Here is a 16622-nt window from a genome sequence, read left to right as displayed (position 1 = left end):
CCCGGCTCCTTCACGGTGTTGAGGTTGAACCAGATGAACTGGGAGGCGAGGCTCGGTCCCACGTCGTAGAGGGTGTAGTTCCCCTTCTTCTGGCCGTCCAGGTAGCTCTGATAGTCGTCGGGCTTCACGTTTTCGACCGCGTCGGTTTCTCCGGCCTGGAACTTGAGCGCGGCGGTGTTCTGGTCGGGGACGACGGGAAACAGGAGTTGATCGAGGTAGGGCAGCCGCTGCCCTTTCGCATCGAACCGGTACCAGTACGGATTTCGCGCCAGCACTGTCTTCTCGCCGGGCACGAACTGTTCGAGCCGCCACGGACCGGAGGTCACCAGGCTCTCCGGCCGGGTGCTCACGTTGTAGGCCGAACCGAAGCTCCCGCCGCGATAGGGCGCCTCCATGAGATGGCGCGGCAGAACGCGCATCGAGGCGATCGCCCAGAGCGTGAGCCCATAGGGTTTCGCGCTCCGGACCACCACGGTGAACGAATCGGGCGCCGAGAACATCATCCGGTAGCCCTCGACGTTCATCAGGTCCTGAACCGCCGGATGCAGCACGCTGTCCATCACCACCGCGAAGCTGAACATGACGTCGGTGCTGCTGATCGGATGGCCGTCGGAGAAACGCGCTCCCCGGCGAAGGTGAAACGTGTAGGTCGTGCTGTCCTTCGACAGTTCCCACGATCGGGCGAGCCCCGGCATCGAGGTGCGGTGCTCGTAGTCATACTCCACCAGCGAGCCCCACAGCAGAGCGTTGATGTCGTTGGAGCTCTGCTCGTTCGACATGATGGGGTTGAAGGTGCGGGGTGGGCTGGTCTGAGCCAGCACGAACCGGCCGCCGCGGATGCCGATCTCGCCGCCTCGCATCACCATCGTGTCGGCCGGGATCGGCATCGGGTCCGCGGCCGGGGCGCCCTCGACTCCCCGTGACGGGCGAAACATCACGGCGGTCGTGATCAGCGAGGCGTAGGCCAGCAGAACCGCCCGGCGGGTGGGTCTCACGTGCGGCTCCTCTCGGAAGCGAAAGTGAGTGCGAGGGACGAACGAGTATAGGAAGCGCTTTCGCAAGGGGTCAACGCCTCGCGCCCGGTTTCGCCGCGCAGCACCTCGGCCGGCTCGCGAAGTTCGGCGACCAGCGCGTCGGCCCAGCGCTCGAGCGCGGCCCGTCCCATCCAGCGGCCGGCATGCGACGAGCGCCGCGCCAGATCTGCGCGGATGCGTGCGCGCGACTCTTCCGGCACGCAGAGGTAATCCGCGAGCCGCAGGTGGCCGTCGCCGAGCAGCAGGCTTCCCTCCTGGAGGAAGGCGCGCCGCAGCCGACGCTGAGCGCTGCCGACGAGCTTGCGGCCCTCGAGCAGGATCTCGTGACGAGCCGTGCTCGCGAAGCAGGGCGCGGTGGCACTACCCCCCGCCCGCTCCGTCACGGTGCCCCGTCCGCTCGCGAGCTCGGCCGGAACCCCGAGCCGCACCAGGCTCTTGAGCAGCAGCTCGCCGACCGCGGCGTAGCTCTCTCCCAGCGTGCCGCCCCAGCGCGGATCGTCGAGCCGGCCGGCGAACGCGTAGGTCCATTCCTCGGCATGGAAGATCGCGCGCCCCCCGGTGGGACGCACCGCCCATTCGATCCCGTCTGCCCGGCAGCGCGCGGTGTCGAGCTGGCGATCCGGATCCTGGAGGAGTCCGAGCGTAATCCCGGGCGGAGCGAAGCAGAACAGTCTCAGCACCGGGCGGGGATCCTCGCCGCGCTCGAGTCGCTCGAGCAGCGCCGCATCGCGGCGCATGTTCTCGGCGGCGGAATGGGCGCCATCGCACCAGAGGATCATCGAGCGGGCCTCCGCATGGCGGTTGCTTGGTTGGCTTCGTCGCTCGTCGCTGCGAACAATCTGACGATAGGTCTCGCTCCTCGGGGCGCCCACCGAAGGTGGGTCGCGCCGCCTTGCACTCGGCCGCGGAGACCGGCTAGTGGTGGCCCAGCCAGTCTTCGAGCAGGAACTGGAATCTCCCGATCAGCAGCGAAACGCGCGACATCACGGTGTAGCCGTAGCCGGCCCCGAACGAGATCATCAGGAACACGATGCCGACCCGCGACGCCACGCCCAGCGCGCCCTTGTGCTCGCGGCTGAAGAAGAAGAACAACAGCGACGTGATCAGCCCGATCATGAACAGGATGGAATTGAAGCTGGTCCAGAAGTTTCCGGTCCACAACGGCTGCAGGCTGGCCTGGACCTGGGCCACGAAATCGCCCTGAGCGAACCCGGTGGTCTTGAGTCCGGCGTAGACGCCGATGATCACCGCCAGCGACCAGCGGGACAGCCAGCCGATCCGCCCGAACAGGCGGGTGAACAGCAGCAGGCCGAGCGCGCCGGGCACCACCAGCCAGATCCGGTAATCGCCGAGCGAGGCACGAAGCGGACCGCCGGGCTGATCGAAGCTGCGCACCAGCGGCACCCACAGGTTGGGCACCACCACGGTCCAGAAGTTGAGGATGATGTAGTAGCCGGCCGAGACCCCGACGAACAGATGCTCGGCGAACTTGTAGAACGGGTTGTCTTTGTAGAGGAAGCTGAAGATGCAGAGCGTCAGCAGCGCCGCCACCCACACGCCCAGGTCATGGCTGAGATGGAGGCTCACGCGCGCTTCTCCTTGCGCTTCAACCACTGGACGGCGTTCCCGGCGAGGATGCACAAGGCAATGAAGACGTGCGCGAACGACTGCGGCACCATGCCGCGCGTCGCGGCGCCGGATTCGCCGCGCAGCTTCTCGTACTCGGCGGCGCCCGCCATGCCGCCCAGCAGACCCTGCAATTGGCCCGACTGGAGATAGGCGTAGAACTCGGGAGCGCTCACCGCGGTGACACCGGCGATGATCTTGATGTGGAAGCGCCCTTCCACCTGCTGAACGTATTCCTTGGTGCCGGGATAGCCGGCCGAGATGCTGATCAGGATCGGGAAGCTCGAATAGTTGCGAATCCCCCGCATGATGGGATAGCTGGTGGTGATACCGCCCGACTGATCGGTCGGGAAGGTGTTGGGAATGCTCTGCCCCATCAACACCATGACCGCTTCATAGCCGGCCTTGTAGCCGAGATCCACGTAATCGACGCCGTAGGCCTTGCCCTGCTCGCGACCCACTTCGCGCACGGTCTGATCGACCAGGCCGGGGCCGCCGTTCCACAGGCAGGTGATGATGGCCTTGCAGTGACGCGCGAACAGGTGACGGAGCACGCTGCGCGTCATCGGCACCAGCTCGGGCTTGGCGCCCGGGTCGTAATCGCACGCCAGCAGCACCGTCGAACCCTCGGGGAGGGCTTCGATGGCGTCGTAGAACTTCTGCACGCGGGGCGAGACTGTGATCGGCAGCGGCACCGGCCAGATCAGCGGCAGCAGCACCAGCAGGCCGACGACGAGAAAGATCCAGCGGCGGTCGAAGGTTTCGAGGCGCTGCACCAGGGACATCGCCTAATCCTCGCCGCTCAGGTAGGAGCGCTCGAGCCCGAGGATCACGCGCAGGCCGGTGGCCATCACGCCGAGCGCCGCGCCGATCAGGATCGCCCGCTTCGCCGAGTTCTGCGGATTGTCCATGATCCATTCCTGGATCGAGCTCAGCCGGTAGGAGTAGGGCAGCGCGTGGGTCAGCCAGTCGCCGATCGGCACGCGCCCGATCATGACGATCAGCGCCGCCACCGCCAGCAGCCCGGCCTCGAGGGTCCGGATGCGGAACGCTCGAAACGCCGCCGAGGCGATGTAGAAAGCCAGCAGAGCGAACATCGTGGACTGCATCGGCGAGTAGACGCTGTTGTAGATCCAGGTGAAGCGCGTGTGCTCGCCCTGGAAGCCGCGGCCCTCGATCGCCCCGACCGTGACCATGGTGAGCAATCCCGCCACCAGCACGATCTTGTAGGGCCAGCCCTCGCGGCGCTTGTAGATCGCGTCGAAGTTGATGCGGAGCGCGTTGGCGCCGCCCAGCACATAGCCGAACGCCACCACGATCACGGCGCTGGTCTGCAGGAAGTCGGCGGGCACGCTGACCACCTGGTGCGGCACGAAGAACGACAGGATCATGAAGATCCCGATCACCGCGGTGGCCAGCAGCGGAATCTCGCGCTTCATCTCGCTCCTACTGGGTGGCCATCCACTGCGTGAAGCCATGGATGTTGAGGGTCTCGAGCAGGCTTCCGATCAGCACCATCAGAATGATCAGCACCTTCATCAAGTCAGCGCCCTTGAGGCCACCGACCAGCCGCGGCTCGCCGGACAGATAGGCGCTGGCGGCGTAGAGTTCCTCGCCGATCAGGGTGTAATCGCAGGCCACCACGAAGAACGGCAGTTGATGGACGTTGGCAGTGCCCGCGACCTGGATCGCGCCGGTCGAAAAGCCGGTTTCGGCGAGCAGCAGGGACTCCGCGTAGAAGGAGCCCATGAAGATGTGGGCAGCCGGCTTGTCGCGAAGCATGATGCCGGTGAGCGCCGCGACATAGGCGAACTGCTCGGGCGAGACGAAGCGCACGCTGTTCGGGTCGTACTGCTCGGGACGGCCGGCGTGGAGATAGCCGCTGCGCACCATCTCTTCGGCGATGGTGAAGGGAATCGGGTAGGCGACGGGCACCGTGATCGGCGTCTGGTAGCGCGCCGTCATCTTGGCGACGCTCTCCAGGATGATGAGTCCCTGAACGGTCTGGATCTCGTCGATGTCCTGGATGCCGGGGACGTACAGCACCGGCCGGCCCATCTCGGTGGCGCGGCCGATCGCCTCCTCGATCGCGTCGATGCCGGGAATCCGGCGCACGAACGGCTTCTTGCCCGACTGCGCGCTCCAGATGTACCAGAGCACGAACGCGAAGAAGAGGAACATCAGCACCAGCACGCTCCAGCGCGTCGTGTTGAACCATTGCGAGGTGGCGACCACCGGTCCGGTGACGCTGAGCGCGGGGGTACGGCCGCCGGGTCCAACCGTGATCACGCGGTAGAAGTAGCTGACGCCGCGGTCGAGCGTTGGATCGACCTTGGTGGTGGATCCCTCGGTCGTGGAGTCCACCACCGACCACGGCCCTCCCGGAGCGGGGCCTCGCTCGAGGACGTAGGTCGCCACCACTCCCGGGTGCGCCTCGTCCGGCGAAGGCTTCCAGTCGAGTTCCACCGCGTGCCCGGCGTCGTTCGGCACGTCCTTCCACTCGAGCCCGCTGGCCGGGGCGGGAGCTGGAGTGGAATTCGCGGCGGCGGGAGCCTCGGCGCGGGCCTTCAGGGCCAGCAGCATCAGGACCACGCCGGCGGCCGAGCTCCAGCGCCAGCCCCGCGCTCCAGCCGTCACTTCAAGCGACACGCGAGGTCCTGCTCCGCTGGCTCATCCATGAACCTCCACTGGCCGGATTCGAGATGCGCATGCGGCGGAGGCAATCGCTGCGGACGCTAGCACACCATCGCGACCTGTCAACGGTTTCGCGAGCTCATCGCGAGATCAGCTCGACGTTGGCGCGCGGAATCGTGGCCCGAGCGCCGTCGTCGGCGAACTCCACCACCAGCACTCTCACCCGCGCTTCGCTGTCGAGTGCCATCAGCTCGGCCGGCAGCTCGACCACGCGCCCGATCCGGCCGAAGTGCGGCTCGCGGATGACGCGCAGCATGGAGCCGAGATCGAGCGCCGTGCCATATCCCGCTTCATCGCCGCCGCCGGCGTCGCTGCGCGGGATCAGGACCTCGGGGCGCAGCACCCCGGCGCGGATCTGGGTGGCGCCGCTGACCGAGGCGATCCGCCCGCTCCCCTCCCGCAGCAGTTTCCAGGCGCGATCGGCCATTGGGATCCGCCCGAAGCCCTCGGTCAGGACCAGGGTCAGCCCGAGATCCTCGGAGCCGGTGATGGCGACGCCCAGGTCGCGGCCCAGCAGCCGCCGCAGATCGCCGTCGTCGAAGCCCGCGACCACGATCGCGGCGACCCCCAGCTCGCGGGCGTGAGTCAACGTCTCGTAGGAAACGCTCGCGCCCCCGACCACCACCGCGCCGCGATGCTCGGGGCTCAGGCATTCACGCGTGAGCTCGCGATCGGGCGCGTCCACGGCGATCGCCACCGGACCGCTGGTCTCGCCGCCGACGCCGAAGATGCCCTGCAGGAACGAACCGCGCGCCTCGACCACCACGCCCTCTTCGGGGATCACCTCCGCCACGACTCCTTCCACGTAGGCGGTGACCTCGACCGGCAGCGGGGGCTCGCGCAGGATGAGCTGCCCGGTGACGTGCGAAACGCTCTCGATCGTGCCGGACACCGGCGCCTCGGCACTCTGCGTCACCAGACCGAACAGGCTCCTGGCTCGCGCCACCGGCGCCCCTTTCTCGACCGGGCTCCCGACTCGAAGCAGGAGCGACTCGGGAACGCGCGCCGGATCGATGCCGAGCCGCGCGGCCAGGTTGACGGTCTGGACATTGCCCGGCAGATCGGTTCGCGCCACCACCGTGCCCGGGGTGACTCGATCGCCACGCGACACCAGCACCTCGCCCTTGAGGGGCAGCCGCCGCTCCCGCCTCACCACGGCGAACGACGTGACGCGCAGGCCGGGAGTGTAGGCGTGGGCCATGCGTCAGACCTCGCGGGGATAGAGCTTCAGCGCCGCGTTCCATTCGCGGAGCTTCGCGATTCGCGCCGCGGTCTCGCCAGGCAGCTGGAACGGCCGCCGCCCGCGCGCGTCGACGATCAGGCCGACCACCCCGCCGAGCACCTCCGCGGACAGCGCGCGCCCTTTGCCGAGCCCCAGATCGAAGCCCCGTTCCGGCGCCGCGTCGAGCCTCCCGCGCGCGCCTTCCGGCAACTGGAGCACCCTCAGCTCGCCACAGGCGACGCGCACGCTCTGCGCGGTTCGTCCGGGGCTCGACAGTTCCACGGTCACGCACGGCTGCCCGGGCTTGCCGGCGCCGATCGGGGCGAGCACCGCGCCCAGCCGCACCAGACAGTCGCGCTCGAACACCTGCGTCGCCGCCTGCTCGTGGACGCTGGAGAGCACGCCGAGTTGCGGCGCCATGAAGATGCTGTCGACCGCGAGGTGCGTGAGCCCCTCGGGCAGGAAGGCGTCGATCATCATCAGCGCGCCTTGTACGCGACGCGGGGCGTGCGAGAGGACTCCACCCGAACCCACCAGCAGGCCGAGGTCGACAAGGTTGACAAGCGACGAGCCGGTCTCGGTCTGCGACATCACGTCCGAGATCGTGCGTGCCGTCTGAACGCCCTTGAGCCCGACCGCCAGCGCGCGATGCTGCTCGAAGGCGAGGCGCAGCGCCTCGCGCGCGATCGCCTGCTCGATCACCAGGTCTTCGAGGCTCTGCGGAATGGTGGTCGGGCGGATCATCTTGTTCTTGATGCGGTTGCGCAGGTCGCGCTCGTCCACCTCGAACGGCACCCAGCGCAGAATGTTCTCGATGCCGGCCTCGGCCATGACGTTCGACACCGAATAGCTCATCCCGAGGTTGGCCGAGACCGTGCGATTGAACACCCCTTCGAACACCGAGAACACGTCGGTGGTGGCACCGCCAATGTCCACGCCCACCACCGCCTGGGCGTCGCGCTTCGCCACCTTCTCGATGATGATCCCGACCGCGCCGGGCGTCGGCATGATCGGCACCGGCGACCAGCTCATCAGCTTCTTGTAGCCGGGCGCGTGCGCCATCACGTGTTCCATGAACAGCTCGTGAATCGCGTCGCGCGCGGGCTTGAGATTCTCCTGCTCCAGCGCGGGACGCAGATTGGGAACCACGCTCAGCGCCACCTTCTGCTCGAGCAGCTCGCGCACGATCGGGGCCGCGTCCCGGTTGCCGGCATAGATCACCGGCAGAGCGTAGCCGGCGCCCAGGCGGGCCTTGGGATCGGCCGCCACCAGGATCTCGGCCATCTCGGCCACGCGCTTGACGTCGCCCGAGTCGGTCCCGCCCGACAGCAGGATCATGTCGGGACGCAGCTGGCGCAGCCGGCGGATCTTTTCGTGCGGCCGCCGGCCGTCGTTCAGGGCGATCACGTCCATCACGATCGCGCCCGCGCCGAGCGCGGCGCGCTGAGCGCTCTCGCCGGTCATCTGCAGCACCAGTCCCGAAACCATCATCTGGAGCCCGCCGCCGGCGCTCGAGGTCGAGAGGTAGAGATCCACGCCCTCGTCGCCCTGCTGGGGCGTCAGAATCCGTTCGCCGTCGAGGAGTCTGCGCCCGGCCAGCTCCTCGACCTCGCGCACCGCGTTCAGCACGCCGCGCGTCACGTCCTCGAATGGCGCCTCGACGGTGGTCGGCGCTTCGCCGCGCACCACCAGCCGGTAGCCGTCGTCGCGCTTCTCGATCAGGATCGCCTTGGTGGTGGTGGAGCCGCAGTCGGTGGCAAGAATCGAGCGGATGTTCTCGGGGCGGATCTCCATGCGCTGCGCGTCAGGCCCGCGAACCCGGCGAGACCGGCGGCTTGCCCGCGCGCCCGGCGGCGCGGCGGCGCTCGCGCGCTTCGTCGGCGCGCTGCTCGATCAGGCGCGAGAGCTGGTCCAGCGCCTCGCGCCGCTCGATCAGGGCCGCGAACAGCCGGTAGTCGCGGATCCGGAACAGCGCCTGTACCATCGGCTCGAAGAAGACCATGGCCTGCCCGGCGATCAGCGACAGCGGCCGCGCCGATTCGAGCGTCACCACCGCCGGCACCTCGAGGCGCAACTCGACCACGCGATCGGCGACGCGCTCCAGTACCCGGAGCTCGTCCTCGGTGAAGCGGGGGGCGTCAGTGGCCATGCGAGTGGAGGCCTGCGCGCACCGCGGCGAGCAGTTCGGGGTCCGGGCGGCGCGGGAGCGGCAGCATCAACCCCCGGAACGGCTCGAGCGGCCCGCCGGCTCGAAGCGGCGTGACGTAGACGCCCTGCTCGTCGAGTCGCGCGCGGCGCACCGCCTCCCAGCCACGGCGCTCCCAGCCCCAGCCGATCCGCCGCGCCACGCCCTGATCGTCGAGCCGGCACGCGATCGGAAGGTAGGCCGGCGCGAGCAGCGCCAGCACGCCCACGAACAGCGCCCAGCCGGCGAGCGGATACGGAACGGTCCGGAGCGCCAGCAGCCCCAGGGCGATGGCAGCGATCAGCGCGGCGGCGGCCCGCAGCGGGCGTTCGCGCCATGGCTCGAAGCGCCACTCGACGCCGGCGGCGCCCTCGGCGGAGCGGACCGTCGGCGACATGCTCACGAGCGCGCCGGCGCCTCGGACGGCGTGGAGCCCGGCACCTGCCAGCGCAGCTTGAGCTCGCGGGCGGCGCGGCCCTCGTCGAGCCGCCGGGACGGCGTGGTGTGAGGCGCGTCCTTGAGAAGTTGTGGATCCTCCGCGGCCTCGCGCGCGATCCGCTCCATGACCTCGGCGAAGTGCTCGAGACGGTCGAGCGTCTCGGTCTCGGTGGGTTCGATCATCAACGCTTCCTCGACGATCAGCGGGAAGTAGACGGTCGGCGCGTGCACGCCGAAATCGAGCAACCGCTTGGCGACATCGAGGGTCTTGACGCCGTAGCGCCGGAGATTGCGTCCCGAGAGCACGCACTCGTGCATGCAGTGCTCGTCGTGCGGGAGCTCGTAGGTGCCGGCCAGCCGGCGCAGCAGGTAATTGGCGTTGAGGATCGCGGTGCGCGAGACGCGTGCCAGTCCAGGCGGACCATTCTCCAGAATATAGGCGAGCGCCCGCACCAGGATGCCGAAGTTGCCGTGATGCGAGTGGACGCGGCCGATCGACTGCGGCCGGTTCCACGATCGGCAGAGGCCGCCCTCGCCTTCTTCGACCACTGGCACCGGCAGGAACGGCTCGAGGTGCCTGGCCACCGCCACCGGGCCGGCGCCGGGGCCCCCGCCGCCGTGCGGCGTGGAAAAGGTCTTGTGCACGTTGATGTGCATGACGTCGAAGCCGAGGTCGCCCGGCCGCACCAGTCCCACCAGCGCGTTGAGATTGGCGCCGTCCATGTAGCACTGGGCGCCGGCGGCGTGGGCGAGGCGCGTGACGTCGAGGATCTCCTTCTCGAAAACGCCGAGCGTGTTGGGCACCGTGAACATCACCGCCGCGGCGTCGGGCCCGAGCGCTTTCTCGAGCGCGGCGAGATCGACGTGGCCGTGATCGTTGGAGGGGATGGTCACCGTCTCCCAGCCGAGCAAGTGGACGCTGGCGGGATTGGTGCCGTGGGCGGAGTCCGGGACGATGACGCGGCGGCGTCTCTCACCCTCGCCCCGCGCGCGATGCCAGGCGCGGATCATCATCAGCCCGGTCATCTCGCCCTGGGCGCCGGCCGATGGCTGACTGGTCACGGTGTGGAAGCCGGTGATGGCCGCCAGCACGTTTTGCAGCTCGAAGATCACCCGCAGCGCGCCCTGCGATTCCGGGTCGCCGGCCAGGGGATGCGCGAGCGCCAGACCCGGCAGGGCCGCCAGCTCGTCGTTGATCTTGGGATTGTGCTTCATCGTGCAGGAGCCGAGTGGATAGAACCCGCGGTCGATGTGGTGATTGAGCGTCGAAAGCTCGATGAAGTGCCGCACCACTTCCGGCTCGCTCACCTGCGGGAACCGGAGCTCGGCGCGCAGTCGCGCTCCCGGCAGCAGCTCGGCGAGCGGTCGTGCCGGAACGTCGCAGGCCGGCAGCTCCGGACCGCGGTGGCCCTCACCGCCCTGCTCGATCAGCAGACGGCGCTCGAGGTTCATTTCGAGCCCGCCGCGGCTGCGAGTGCGTTCGCCCAACGCTGGATCTCTTCGGCGCTCCGCTGCTCGGTGACCGCGACCAGCAGCCAGCGCCTCCATTCCGGGCGCAGCCGCCCCAGGTCCACGCCCGGCAGGATGCCGCTGGCCAGCGCGCGGCGGCAGACGACAGCGGCGTCCACCGGGCACTCGAGCACGAACTCGCGGAAGAATGGCCCGCCGTGAGCGAGCGAATACCCCGGGATCGCCGCGGCGAGACGCGCGGCGTGGTGCGACTTCTGCACGCACAGCTCCGCCACCTCGCGCATGCCCTGCCTTCCCAGCAGCGCCATGTACAGGGTGGCGCGCAATGCCAGAAGGCCCTGGTTCGTGCAGATGTTGGAGGTCGCCTTCTCGCGCCGGATGTGCTGCTCGCGGGTCTGGAGCGTCAGCACGAACCCGCGCCGGCCGTCACGATCCACGGTTTCGGCCGCGATGCGACCCGGCATGCGCCGCACCAGCTCCATGCGGCATGCGAAGAAGCCCAGATATGGCCCGCCAAAGCTGGGCGGTATGCCGAGGCTCTGCCCTTCGCCCACCACCAGATCCGCCGCGGAATCCCCGCGTCCGGGAGGCTCGAGCAAGGCGAGCGCGATCGGGTCGCAGCACGCGACCGCCAGCGCCCCGCGCTCGTGCGCCAGCGCGTGGATCGCGCTCGGACTCTCGAGCAAACCGAAGAAGTTGGGATGCTGGTAGATCACACAGGCGATGTCGGGGGTGAGCGCGGTCTGCAAGTCCTCGGGCGCGCACTGTCCGGCCCGGTCGGAGACCACCGTCACGTGGTCTTCCCCGAGATAGGTGCGCAGCACCGCCAGCCAGTGCGGATGCAGCGCCCCGGCCACCAGCACGCGCTGGCGCCCGGTCTGGCCGCGCGCGAGCAATGCGGCCTCGACCGCGGCGGTGGCCCCGTCGTAGAGCGAGGCGTTGGCGACTTCCATGCCGGTCAGCTCGCAGATCAGGCTCTGGAACTCGAAGATCGAGGTGAGCGTTCCCTGCGCCACCTCGGGCTGATAGGGCGTGTAAGCGGTCGCGAACTCGGAGCGGCTCGCCAGCACCTGGAGCGCCGAGGGGATGTAGTGGTCGTAGACCCCCCCACCCATGAACGACACCGCTCGATCGGCGGCGTTCTCCCGCGCCCAGCCGCCGAACAGGCGGCGCAGCTCGATCTCGGAAAGCGGTCCCGGGATGGCGAGCGGTCCGCGCACCCGGACTTCGGCCGGAATCGCACCGATCAGGTCCTCGAATCGCGAGACGCCGATCTTCTCCAGCATGCGGCGCTCTTCGGCGGCGCCGAGTCCCACGAAGCTCACGCGTGCTGCTCCTCGATCAGCCGCGCATAGTCCTGGGCGCTCAGCAGCTGCTTCACGTCGTCGGCGTGCGCGGCGCGAATTCGGATCATCCAGCCTTCGCCGTAGGGCTCCTGGTTCACCAGGGCGGGATTGTCGCCCAGCGAGGCGTTGACCTCGACCACCTCGCCCGAGATCGGTGCGTAGAGGTCGCTCACGGTCTTCACCGCTTCCACCACGCCGAACGGCTTCGCCGCTTCGAGCTTCTGCCCCACCTTGGGCAGCTCCACGAACACCACGTCGCCGAGTTGATCGGTGGCGTAGCTGGTGATGCCGACCGTCACCACTCCGTTCTCGGCCCGCGCCCACTCGTGCTCGCGGGTATAACGCACGTCCTCGGGGTAACCCACGGTGCTCTCCTTGCGATGGTGCTCAGGTGCGGCGCGAGCCGCGCGTGTAGAACGGGCGGCGCACGACGCGTGCCGGAAGCCTCGATTCGCCGGCGCGAATCTCGAGCGCGGTGTCGAGTCCCGCGGCGGCGGTCTCCACGTAGCCGAGCCCGATTCCGCGCTCGAGACTGGGACCGAAGGTGCCGCTCGTCACCCGGCCGATCGGGCGTCCCTCGCGCTCGATCGGCATGTCGTGGCGAGGCACCCGCCGCCCCTCCACCTCGAAACCCACGAGCTTGCGCGCGGTGCCCTCCGCCTTCTGGCGCGCCAGCAGCTCGCGGCCCTGGAATTCGGGCTTCTTGAACTTCACCGTCCAGCCCAGTCCGGCTTCGATCGGCGTGGTGGTGTCGTCGATGTCGTTCCCGTACAGCATCAGGGCCAGCTCGAGCCGCAGGGTGTCGCGGGCGCCCAGCCCCACCGGCTCGAGGCCGTGAGGCCTGCCGGCCGCCATGAGTCCCTCCCAGACCCGGGCCGCGCCCTCGGGCGCGAAGTACAGCTCGAAGCCGTCCTCTCCGGTATAGCCGGTGCGGGCAATCATGGCCTCGACGCCGAACAGGGTGCCGTGCATGAAGCGGTAGTAGCCGAGCTCGAGCGCCGCGTCCGGCACGTGCCCGGACAGCACCTGCGGCGCGCGCGGCCCCTGCAGGGCCAGCAACGCCGTGGCCTCTGAAACGTCGCTGAGCGACAGGTCCGCCGGACGGTGCGAGTCGAGCCAGGCAAAGTCCTTGGCGATGTTCGCCGCATTGACGACCAGCGTGAAGTGGTCGGCGGAACGGTAGATGAGAAGATCGTCCACGATTCCGCCGTCCGGACGGCACATCGGCGTGTACAGGGCCTGCCCGACCGCGATACCCGACACGTCGTTGGTGACCATCCGGTCGAGCCAGGCGGCGGCGCCGGAGCCGGTGACGCGGAACTCACCCATGTGCGAGACGTCGAACAGGCCGACCGCGTTCCGGACACACAAGTGCTCGCGGACGTCACCGGTGTAGCGCAGCGGCATCTCGTAGCCGGCGAATTCCACCAGTTTCGCGCCAGCCGCCCGGTGAAAATCGAAGAACGGCGTGCGTTTGAGAGTCGTACTGGATGCCACCGAGGCTCCTCGAGAGTAGGAAAAACGCGCCGAAGGTACGGGCGGAACGGGCGGGGGTCAAGCGACCGCGGCGTCACCAAACGAACGGGGCCGGCGCTGACGCGCCGGCCCCGAGCATGAGCCCCTCTGAATCAGCGAACCACGCTCACCTTCGAGGTCAGCACGCGCGTGCCCTGGGCGAGCCGCACCGAGTACACGCCGGCGGGAAGCGAGCCGCTCTCGCTCAGCGCGACGGTGTGGAACCCGGCGCCGAGCGAGCCCACGTCGCGGCTCGCCACGCGGCGGCCGCTCACATCGAGGATCTCGAGCCTGGCGGAACCGCCGCTGGGAAGCGAGAACGACACCTCGAAGCCGTGGCTGGCCGGGTTCGGCGAAGCGCCGCGCAGCGCGAACTCCGCGCCGTTCGGGACCGTGACCCAGGTCTGCCCATCGTGGGTCGTCGACCCGCCGAAGCTGAAGGTCAGCCGATAGGCGTAGCGCGCGCCGGTCTGGACCGAGCGATCCACGAACGTGGCGAGGCGCGTGCCGTCCGGCGTGACCGAGCCGACCACCGTCCACGCCAGACCGTCGCTGCTGCGCTCCACCGACGCCGAGGTTGCAGCGCCCAGCATCCAGGAGAGCCGCACCATGCCGGCTTCCGCCGACGAGCTGACCAGCGAAGCCAGCGTGCCGGTGGCGGCGGCGTTGACGGTGAGATCGAAGCAGCAGACCTGAGCGCATCCGCCCTGAGCGCAATTCGCGGTCAGGCAGCAGTGCACCACCTCGCCATTCGCGGCGGTGTCGGGAACCGGGATCGCGAACGGAATCACGGTGCTGCCGCCCGCGGCGGCGAACGCGCTGCCCGTGATCGGAGTTCCCGGCCAGTTGGCGCTCACCGTGAGCGTCCAGCTGTAGCTGTTCCCGAACATGCCGTTCAGGTTGTTCAGGGTCGAGCTGCCGAGGAACGACGAATTGGCCAGCGCTTCCTGGCTCGGCGGGCAGCTGGTGAGCGTGAAGCCGCTCGGCACGCGCGCCGCGAACACGTCGGCGTCGCCGAGCCGGCCGTCGGCGAACGCCATCGCGATCGCGTCGCCGCCGTACATGCCGTTGTAGTCGCCCTGATTCGGAGCGATGTTGCTCGCCACCTGCGTCCAGTTGGCGGTGACCGCGGTGGTCGCCACCTGATTCGCCGACCAGGTCGCGCCCCCGTCGGTCGAACGCGAAACGTAGATGTTCGAGCCGCCGAAGCACGAGGCCGGCGTGTCGCGCCAGTCGAACCACATCAGGTAGGCCGCGCCGTCACAGGGCACCGCCACCTCGGGCAGCCAGTTGTCGTAGAGCGGCGCGTCGTCGTTGACGCGAACCCGCGGCGTCCAGCCGGTCACGCCGTCCGGCGACGACGCCACCATCACGTCGCGCGTGTCGCGGGCGACGTCCGTGAAGTTGGGAACGTGCACGGCGGTCTGGATGCGATAGGGGTTGGTCCCCGCCCCGGTGGTGACCGGAACCATTCGCAGGTAGTAGGTGTTGGTGGTCGGAGCGGTCCAGACGATCAGCGAATGCGAGTTCAAGGCGCTGTTGGTGGCCTGCGCGCCGCTGAACGCCAGTCGCGACAACAGCGTCGTGTCGTTCGGGCAGTAGAGACGCATGGTGTAGCGAAGCGAGCTGGTTCGCAGCGAATCCACGAAGAAGATGTAGGTCGTGCCCTGGGTCGCCGGGAAGCTGAACCAGTCCTGATCCGAGGTATTGGCAAGCGAGCCGCGCAAGGTCTGCCCGATGGTGAACGGCGTGGCGTTGGCGAAACCGGAATTGGGCTCCACCTCGCTCTGGCTGGTCCCGCCGCCGATGGTGTCGAGATAGAAATTCACGCAATCCTGGACCGTCATGTAGACCCGGCCGCGATTGGGACCGGTGCTGCGATCCACCGCCGCCGAGGGGAACGTGACCGCGCGCGGCCGGTTGAAGCCCGGCGCGCCGTCGAAGTAGTTGTCGTACTCGGTCATCGCGACCACCGAAGGCGCGAAGCTCGCCCCGCCGTTTACCGACTTGGCGATCTTCATCGAGTCCGCGTCGACCGTACCGATGGCGGAGTAGATCACGTAGACCTCGCCGTTGGGTCCGACCTCGGGACGCGAGCCCGAGACCAGGCCATTCTCCCAGGAGCCGCTGATCTGCAGCGGCGCGCTCCAGGTGGCGCCGTTGTCGGTCGAGCGCGAGAACCAGATCGCGTCACCGGTGGTGGTGAAGAGCGTCCAGGTCACGTAGAGGTTGCCGTTGGACGAATCGGCCGCCATCCACTCCTTGTCGAAGCCCTGCGATGAGGCGGGGCCTGAAGCGACCACCGTCGCGGCATCCCAGCCGAACACGCCAGCGGTGAAGTGGCCGCGCGCGACCGCGACGCCGTTGTTGTTGGTTCCGGTGTTGGTGGTGAGACCGGTGTAGTAGAAGTCGCCGGTCTTCTCGTTGGCGGTCACCGAAGGATCGCTCGACCAGGTTGCGATCGTGCCCTGCTTGAGCGGGATGCCGCCATCGGTCCAGGTCGCGCCGCCGTCATTCGACCAGCCGTAGCCCTGCACGTCCTGCGGCGTGAGGTTGAAGCCCTGTCCGTCGTTCCAGGCGATCAGCCCGTTGAGCCCGATGAACACCGGGCTCTGCTCGGCCTGTCCGGCGCCCGCGGCGTCACCGGCCTTATTGTTGACCAGCACGTTGGTCGGAGCCACCAGGGTGTTGAACGGCGACCTCGAGAGGCTCTGATTGAGACCGACGTAGTCGATGTCCTGCGGAACTTCCTCGACCTTCTTGCCCTTGCCACGCTTGGCGTGCTTCGCGCGCTCGAGCTGCTCGCGGATCTCGCGCTGACGCTCCTTGAACTCCTCGCGCAGCATCTGGATCCGCTCCTGCTGCACGATCGGGTTTCCCTTCAGGTACACCGGATCGTTGACGTCCTGAGCCTGCGAGGGACGTGCAGAAGCCAGACTCGAAACACCTAGCACCAGGGCAACCAGCAGCGACGCTCTCCGATGTCTCCTGAGCTGCATCTCCACCTCCATGCGAGAGACGGCCGCGGGGTGTGCGGCCGGCTCTGCGATCGCACCGGAATGAACTCGGGATTCCCTCCCCGCGCTCCCCCC

15 protein-coding genes are annotated in these 16622 nt (G+C 68.6%); all 15 read right to left on the bottom strand.

Annotated elements, in window-relative coordinates; all coding sequences use genetic code 11:
• Positions 1-995 (bottom strand): ABC transporter substrate-binding protein (locus tag VMJ70_05140; protein HTO90496.1); only part of this gene is annotated, 995 nt, incomplete at its 3' end.
• Positions 992-1813, bottom strand: a complete 822-nt coding sequence (locus tag VMJ70_05135) for a hypothetical protein (protein ID HTO90495.1) — start codon at positions 1811-1813, stop codon at positions 992-994. The genes VMJ70_05135 and VMJ70_05140, both read right to left, overlap by 4 nt.
• A gap of 136 nt (positions 1814-1949) precedes the next feature.
• Positions 1950-2621 (bottom strand): hypothetical protein, encoded by a 672-nt coding sequence (locus VMJ70_05130; protein HTO90494.1) that lies wholly within the window; start codon positions 2619-2621, stop codon positions 1950-1952.
• Complete coding sequence (locus VMJ70_05125; protein ID HTO90493.1) at positions 2618-3445, bottom strand: hypothetical protein; 828 nt, start codon at positions 3443-3445, stop codon at positions 2618-2620. Before VMJ70_05125 ends, VMJ70_05130 begins: the two co-directional genes overlap by 4 nt.
• A gap of 3 nt (positions 3446-3448) precedes the next feature.
• The gene (locus VMJ70_05120; protein HTO90492.1) at positions 3449-4099 is read right to left on the bottom strand and encodes a hypothetical protein; all 651 of its coding nucleotides are present in this window, start codon (positions 4097-4099) and stop codon (positions 3449-3451) included.
• A 7-nt stretch (positions 4100-4106) separates the two neighbouring features.
• Entirely contained in the window at positions 4107-5309 is a 1203-nt protein-coding gene (locus VMJ70_05115) for a fibronectin type III domain-containing protein (protein ID HTO90491.1), read from the bottom strand.
• A 124-nt stretch (positions 5310-5433) separates the two neighbouring features.
• Positions 5434-6555 (bottom strand): hypothetical protein, encoded by a 1122-nt coding sequence (locus VMJ70_05110; protein HTO90490.1) that lies wholly within the window; start codon positions 6553-6555, stop codon positions 5434-5436.
• A gap of 3 nt (positions 6556-6558) precedes the next feature.
• Positions 6559-8370: a glutamate mutase L gene (locus VMJ70_05105; protein ID HTO90489.1), complete on the bottom strand. Its 1812-nt coding sequence runs from the start codon at positions 8368-8370 to the stop codon at positions 6559-6561.
• Positions 8371-8380: 10 nt separating this feature from the next.
• Complete coding sequence (locus VMJ70_05100) at positions 8381-8725, bottom strand: hypothetical protein (protein ID HTO90488.1); 345 nt, start codon at positions 8723-8725, stop codon at positions 8381-8383.
• The gene (locus tag VMJ70_05095; GenBank protein ID HTO90487.1) at positions 8715-9158 is read right to left on the bottom strand and encodes a hypothetical protein; all 444 of its coding nucleotides are present in this window, start codon (positions 9156-9158) and stop codon (positions 8715-8717) included. Before VMJ70_05095 ends, VMJ70_05100 begins: the two co-directional genes overlap by 11 nt.
• 2 nt (positions 9159-9160) lie before the next feature.
• Positions 9161-10687 carry an aminomethyl-transferring glycine dehydrogenase subunit GcvPB gene (gcvPB, locus tag VMJ70_05090; protein ID HTO90486.1) on the bottom strand — a complete coding sequence of 509 codons (1527 nt, stop codon included), beginning with the start codon at positions 10685-10687 and terminating at the stop codon, positions 9161-9163.
• The gene (gene gcvPA / locus VMJ70_05085) at positions 10648-11994 is read right to left on the bottom strand and encodes an aminomethyl-transferring glycine dehydrogenase subunit GcvPA (protein ID HTO90485.1); all 1347 of its coding nucleotides are present in this window, start codon (positions 11992-11994) and stop codon (positions 10648-10650) included. Before gcvPA ends, gcvPB begins: the two co-directional genes overlap by 40 nt.
• Positions 11991-12380 carry a glycine cleavage system protein GcvH gene (gcvH, locus tag VMJ70_05080; GenBank protein HTO90484.1) on the bottom strand — a complete coding sequence of 130 codons (390 nt, stop codon included), beginning with the start codon at positions 12378-12380 and terminating at the stop codon, positions 11991-11993. Before gcvH ends, gcvPA begins: the two co-directional genes overlap by 4 nt.
• Positions 12381-12402: 22 nt before the next feature.
• Positions 12403-13512, bottom strand: coding sequence for a glycine cleavage system aminomethyltransferase GcvT (gene gcvT, locus VMJ70_05075; protein ID HTO90483.1), 1110 nt, complete (start codon positions 13510-13512; stop codon positions 12403-12405).
• Positions 13513-13643: 131 nt separating this feature from the next.
• Complete coding sequence (locus VMJ70_05070) at positions 13644-16529, bottom strand: T9SS type A sorting domain-containing protein (GenBank protein ID HTO90482.1); 2886 nt, start codon at positions 16527-16529, stop codon at positions 13644-13646.
• Positions 16530-16622 lie beyond the last annotated feature (93 nt).

This window comes from Candidatus Sulfotelmatobacter sp. (assembly GCA_035498555.1).
Lineage (GTDB): Bacteria > Eisenbacteria > RBG-16-71-46 > RBG-16-71-46 > RBG-16-71-46 > DATKAB01.
This window is presented reverse-complemented; position numbering and strand designations above follow the sequence as displayed.

Excerpts from the sequence above, each read along its gene's own strand:
- VMJ70_05135 (HTO90495.1), bottom strand. The coding sequence starts at position 1,813 with ATGATCCTCTGGTGCGATGGCGCCCATTCCGCCGCCGAGAACATGCGC.
- VMJ70_05125 (HTO90493.1), bottom strand. The coding sequence starts at position 3,445 with ATGTCCCTGGTGCAGCGCCTCGAAACCTTCGACCGCCGCTGGATCTTT.
- VMJ70_05120 (HTO90492.1), bottom strand. The coding sequence starts at position 4,099 with ATGAAGCGCGAGATTCCGCTGCTGGCCACCGCGGTGATCGGGATCTTC.
- VMJ70_05110 (HTO90490.1), bottom strand. The coding sequence starts at position 6,555 with ATGGCCCACGCCTACACTCCCGGCCTGCGCGTCACGTCGTTCGCCGTG.
- VMJ70_05105 (HTO90489.1), bottom strand. The coding sequence starts at position 8,370 with ATGGAGATCCGCCCCGAGAACATCCGCTCGATTCTTGCCACCGACTGC.
- VMJ70_05100 (HTO90488.1), bottom strand. The coding sequence starts at position 8,725 with ATGGCCACTGACGCCCCCCGCTTCACCGAGGACGAGCTCCGGGTACTG.
- VMJ70_05095 (HTO90487.1), bottom strand. The coding sequence starts at position 9,158 with ATGTCGCCGACGGTCCGCTCCGCCGAGGGCGCCGCCGGCGTCGAGTGG.
- VMJ70_05070 (HTO90482.1), bottom strand. The coding sequence starts at position 16,529 with ATGCAGCTCAGGAGACATCGGAGAGCGTCGCTGCTGGTTGCCCTGGTG.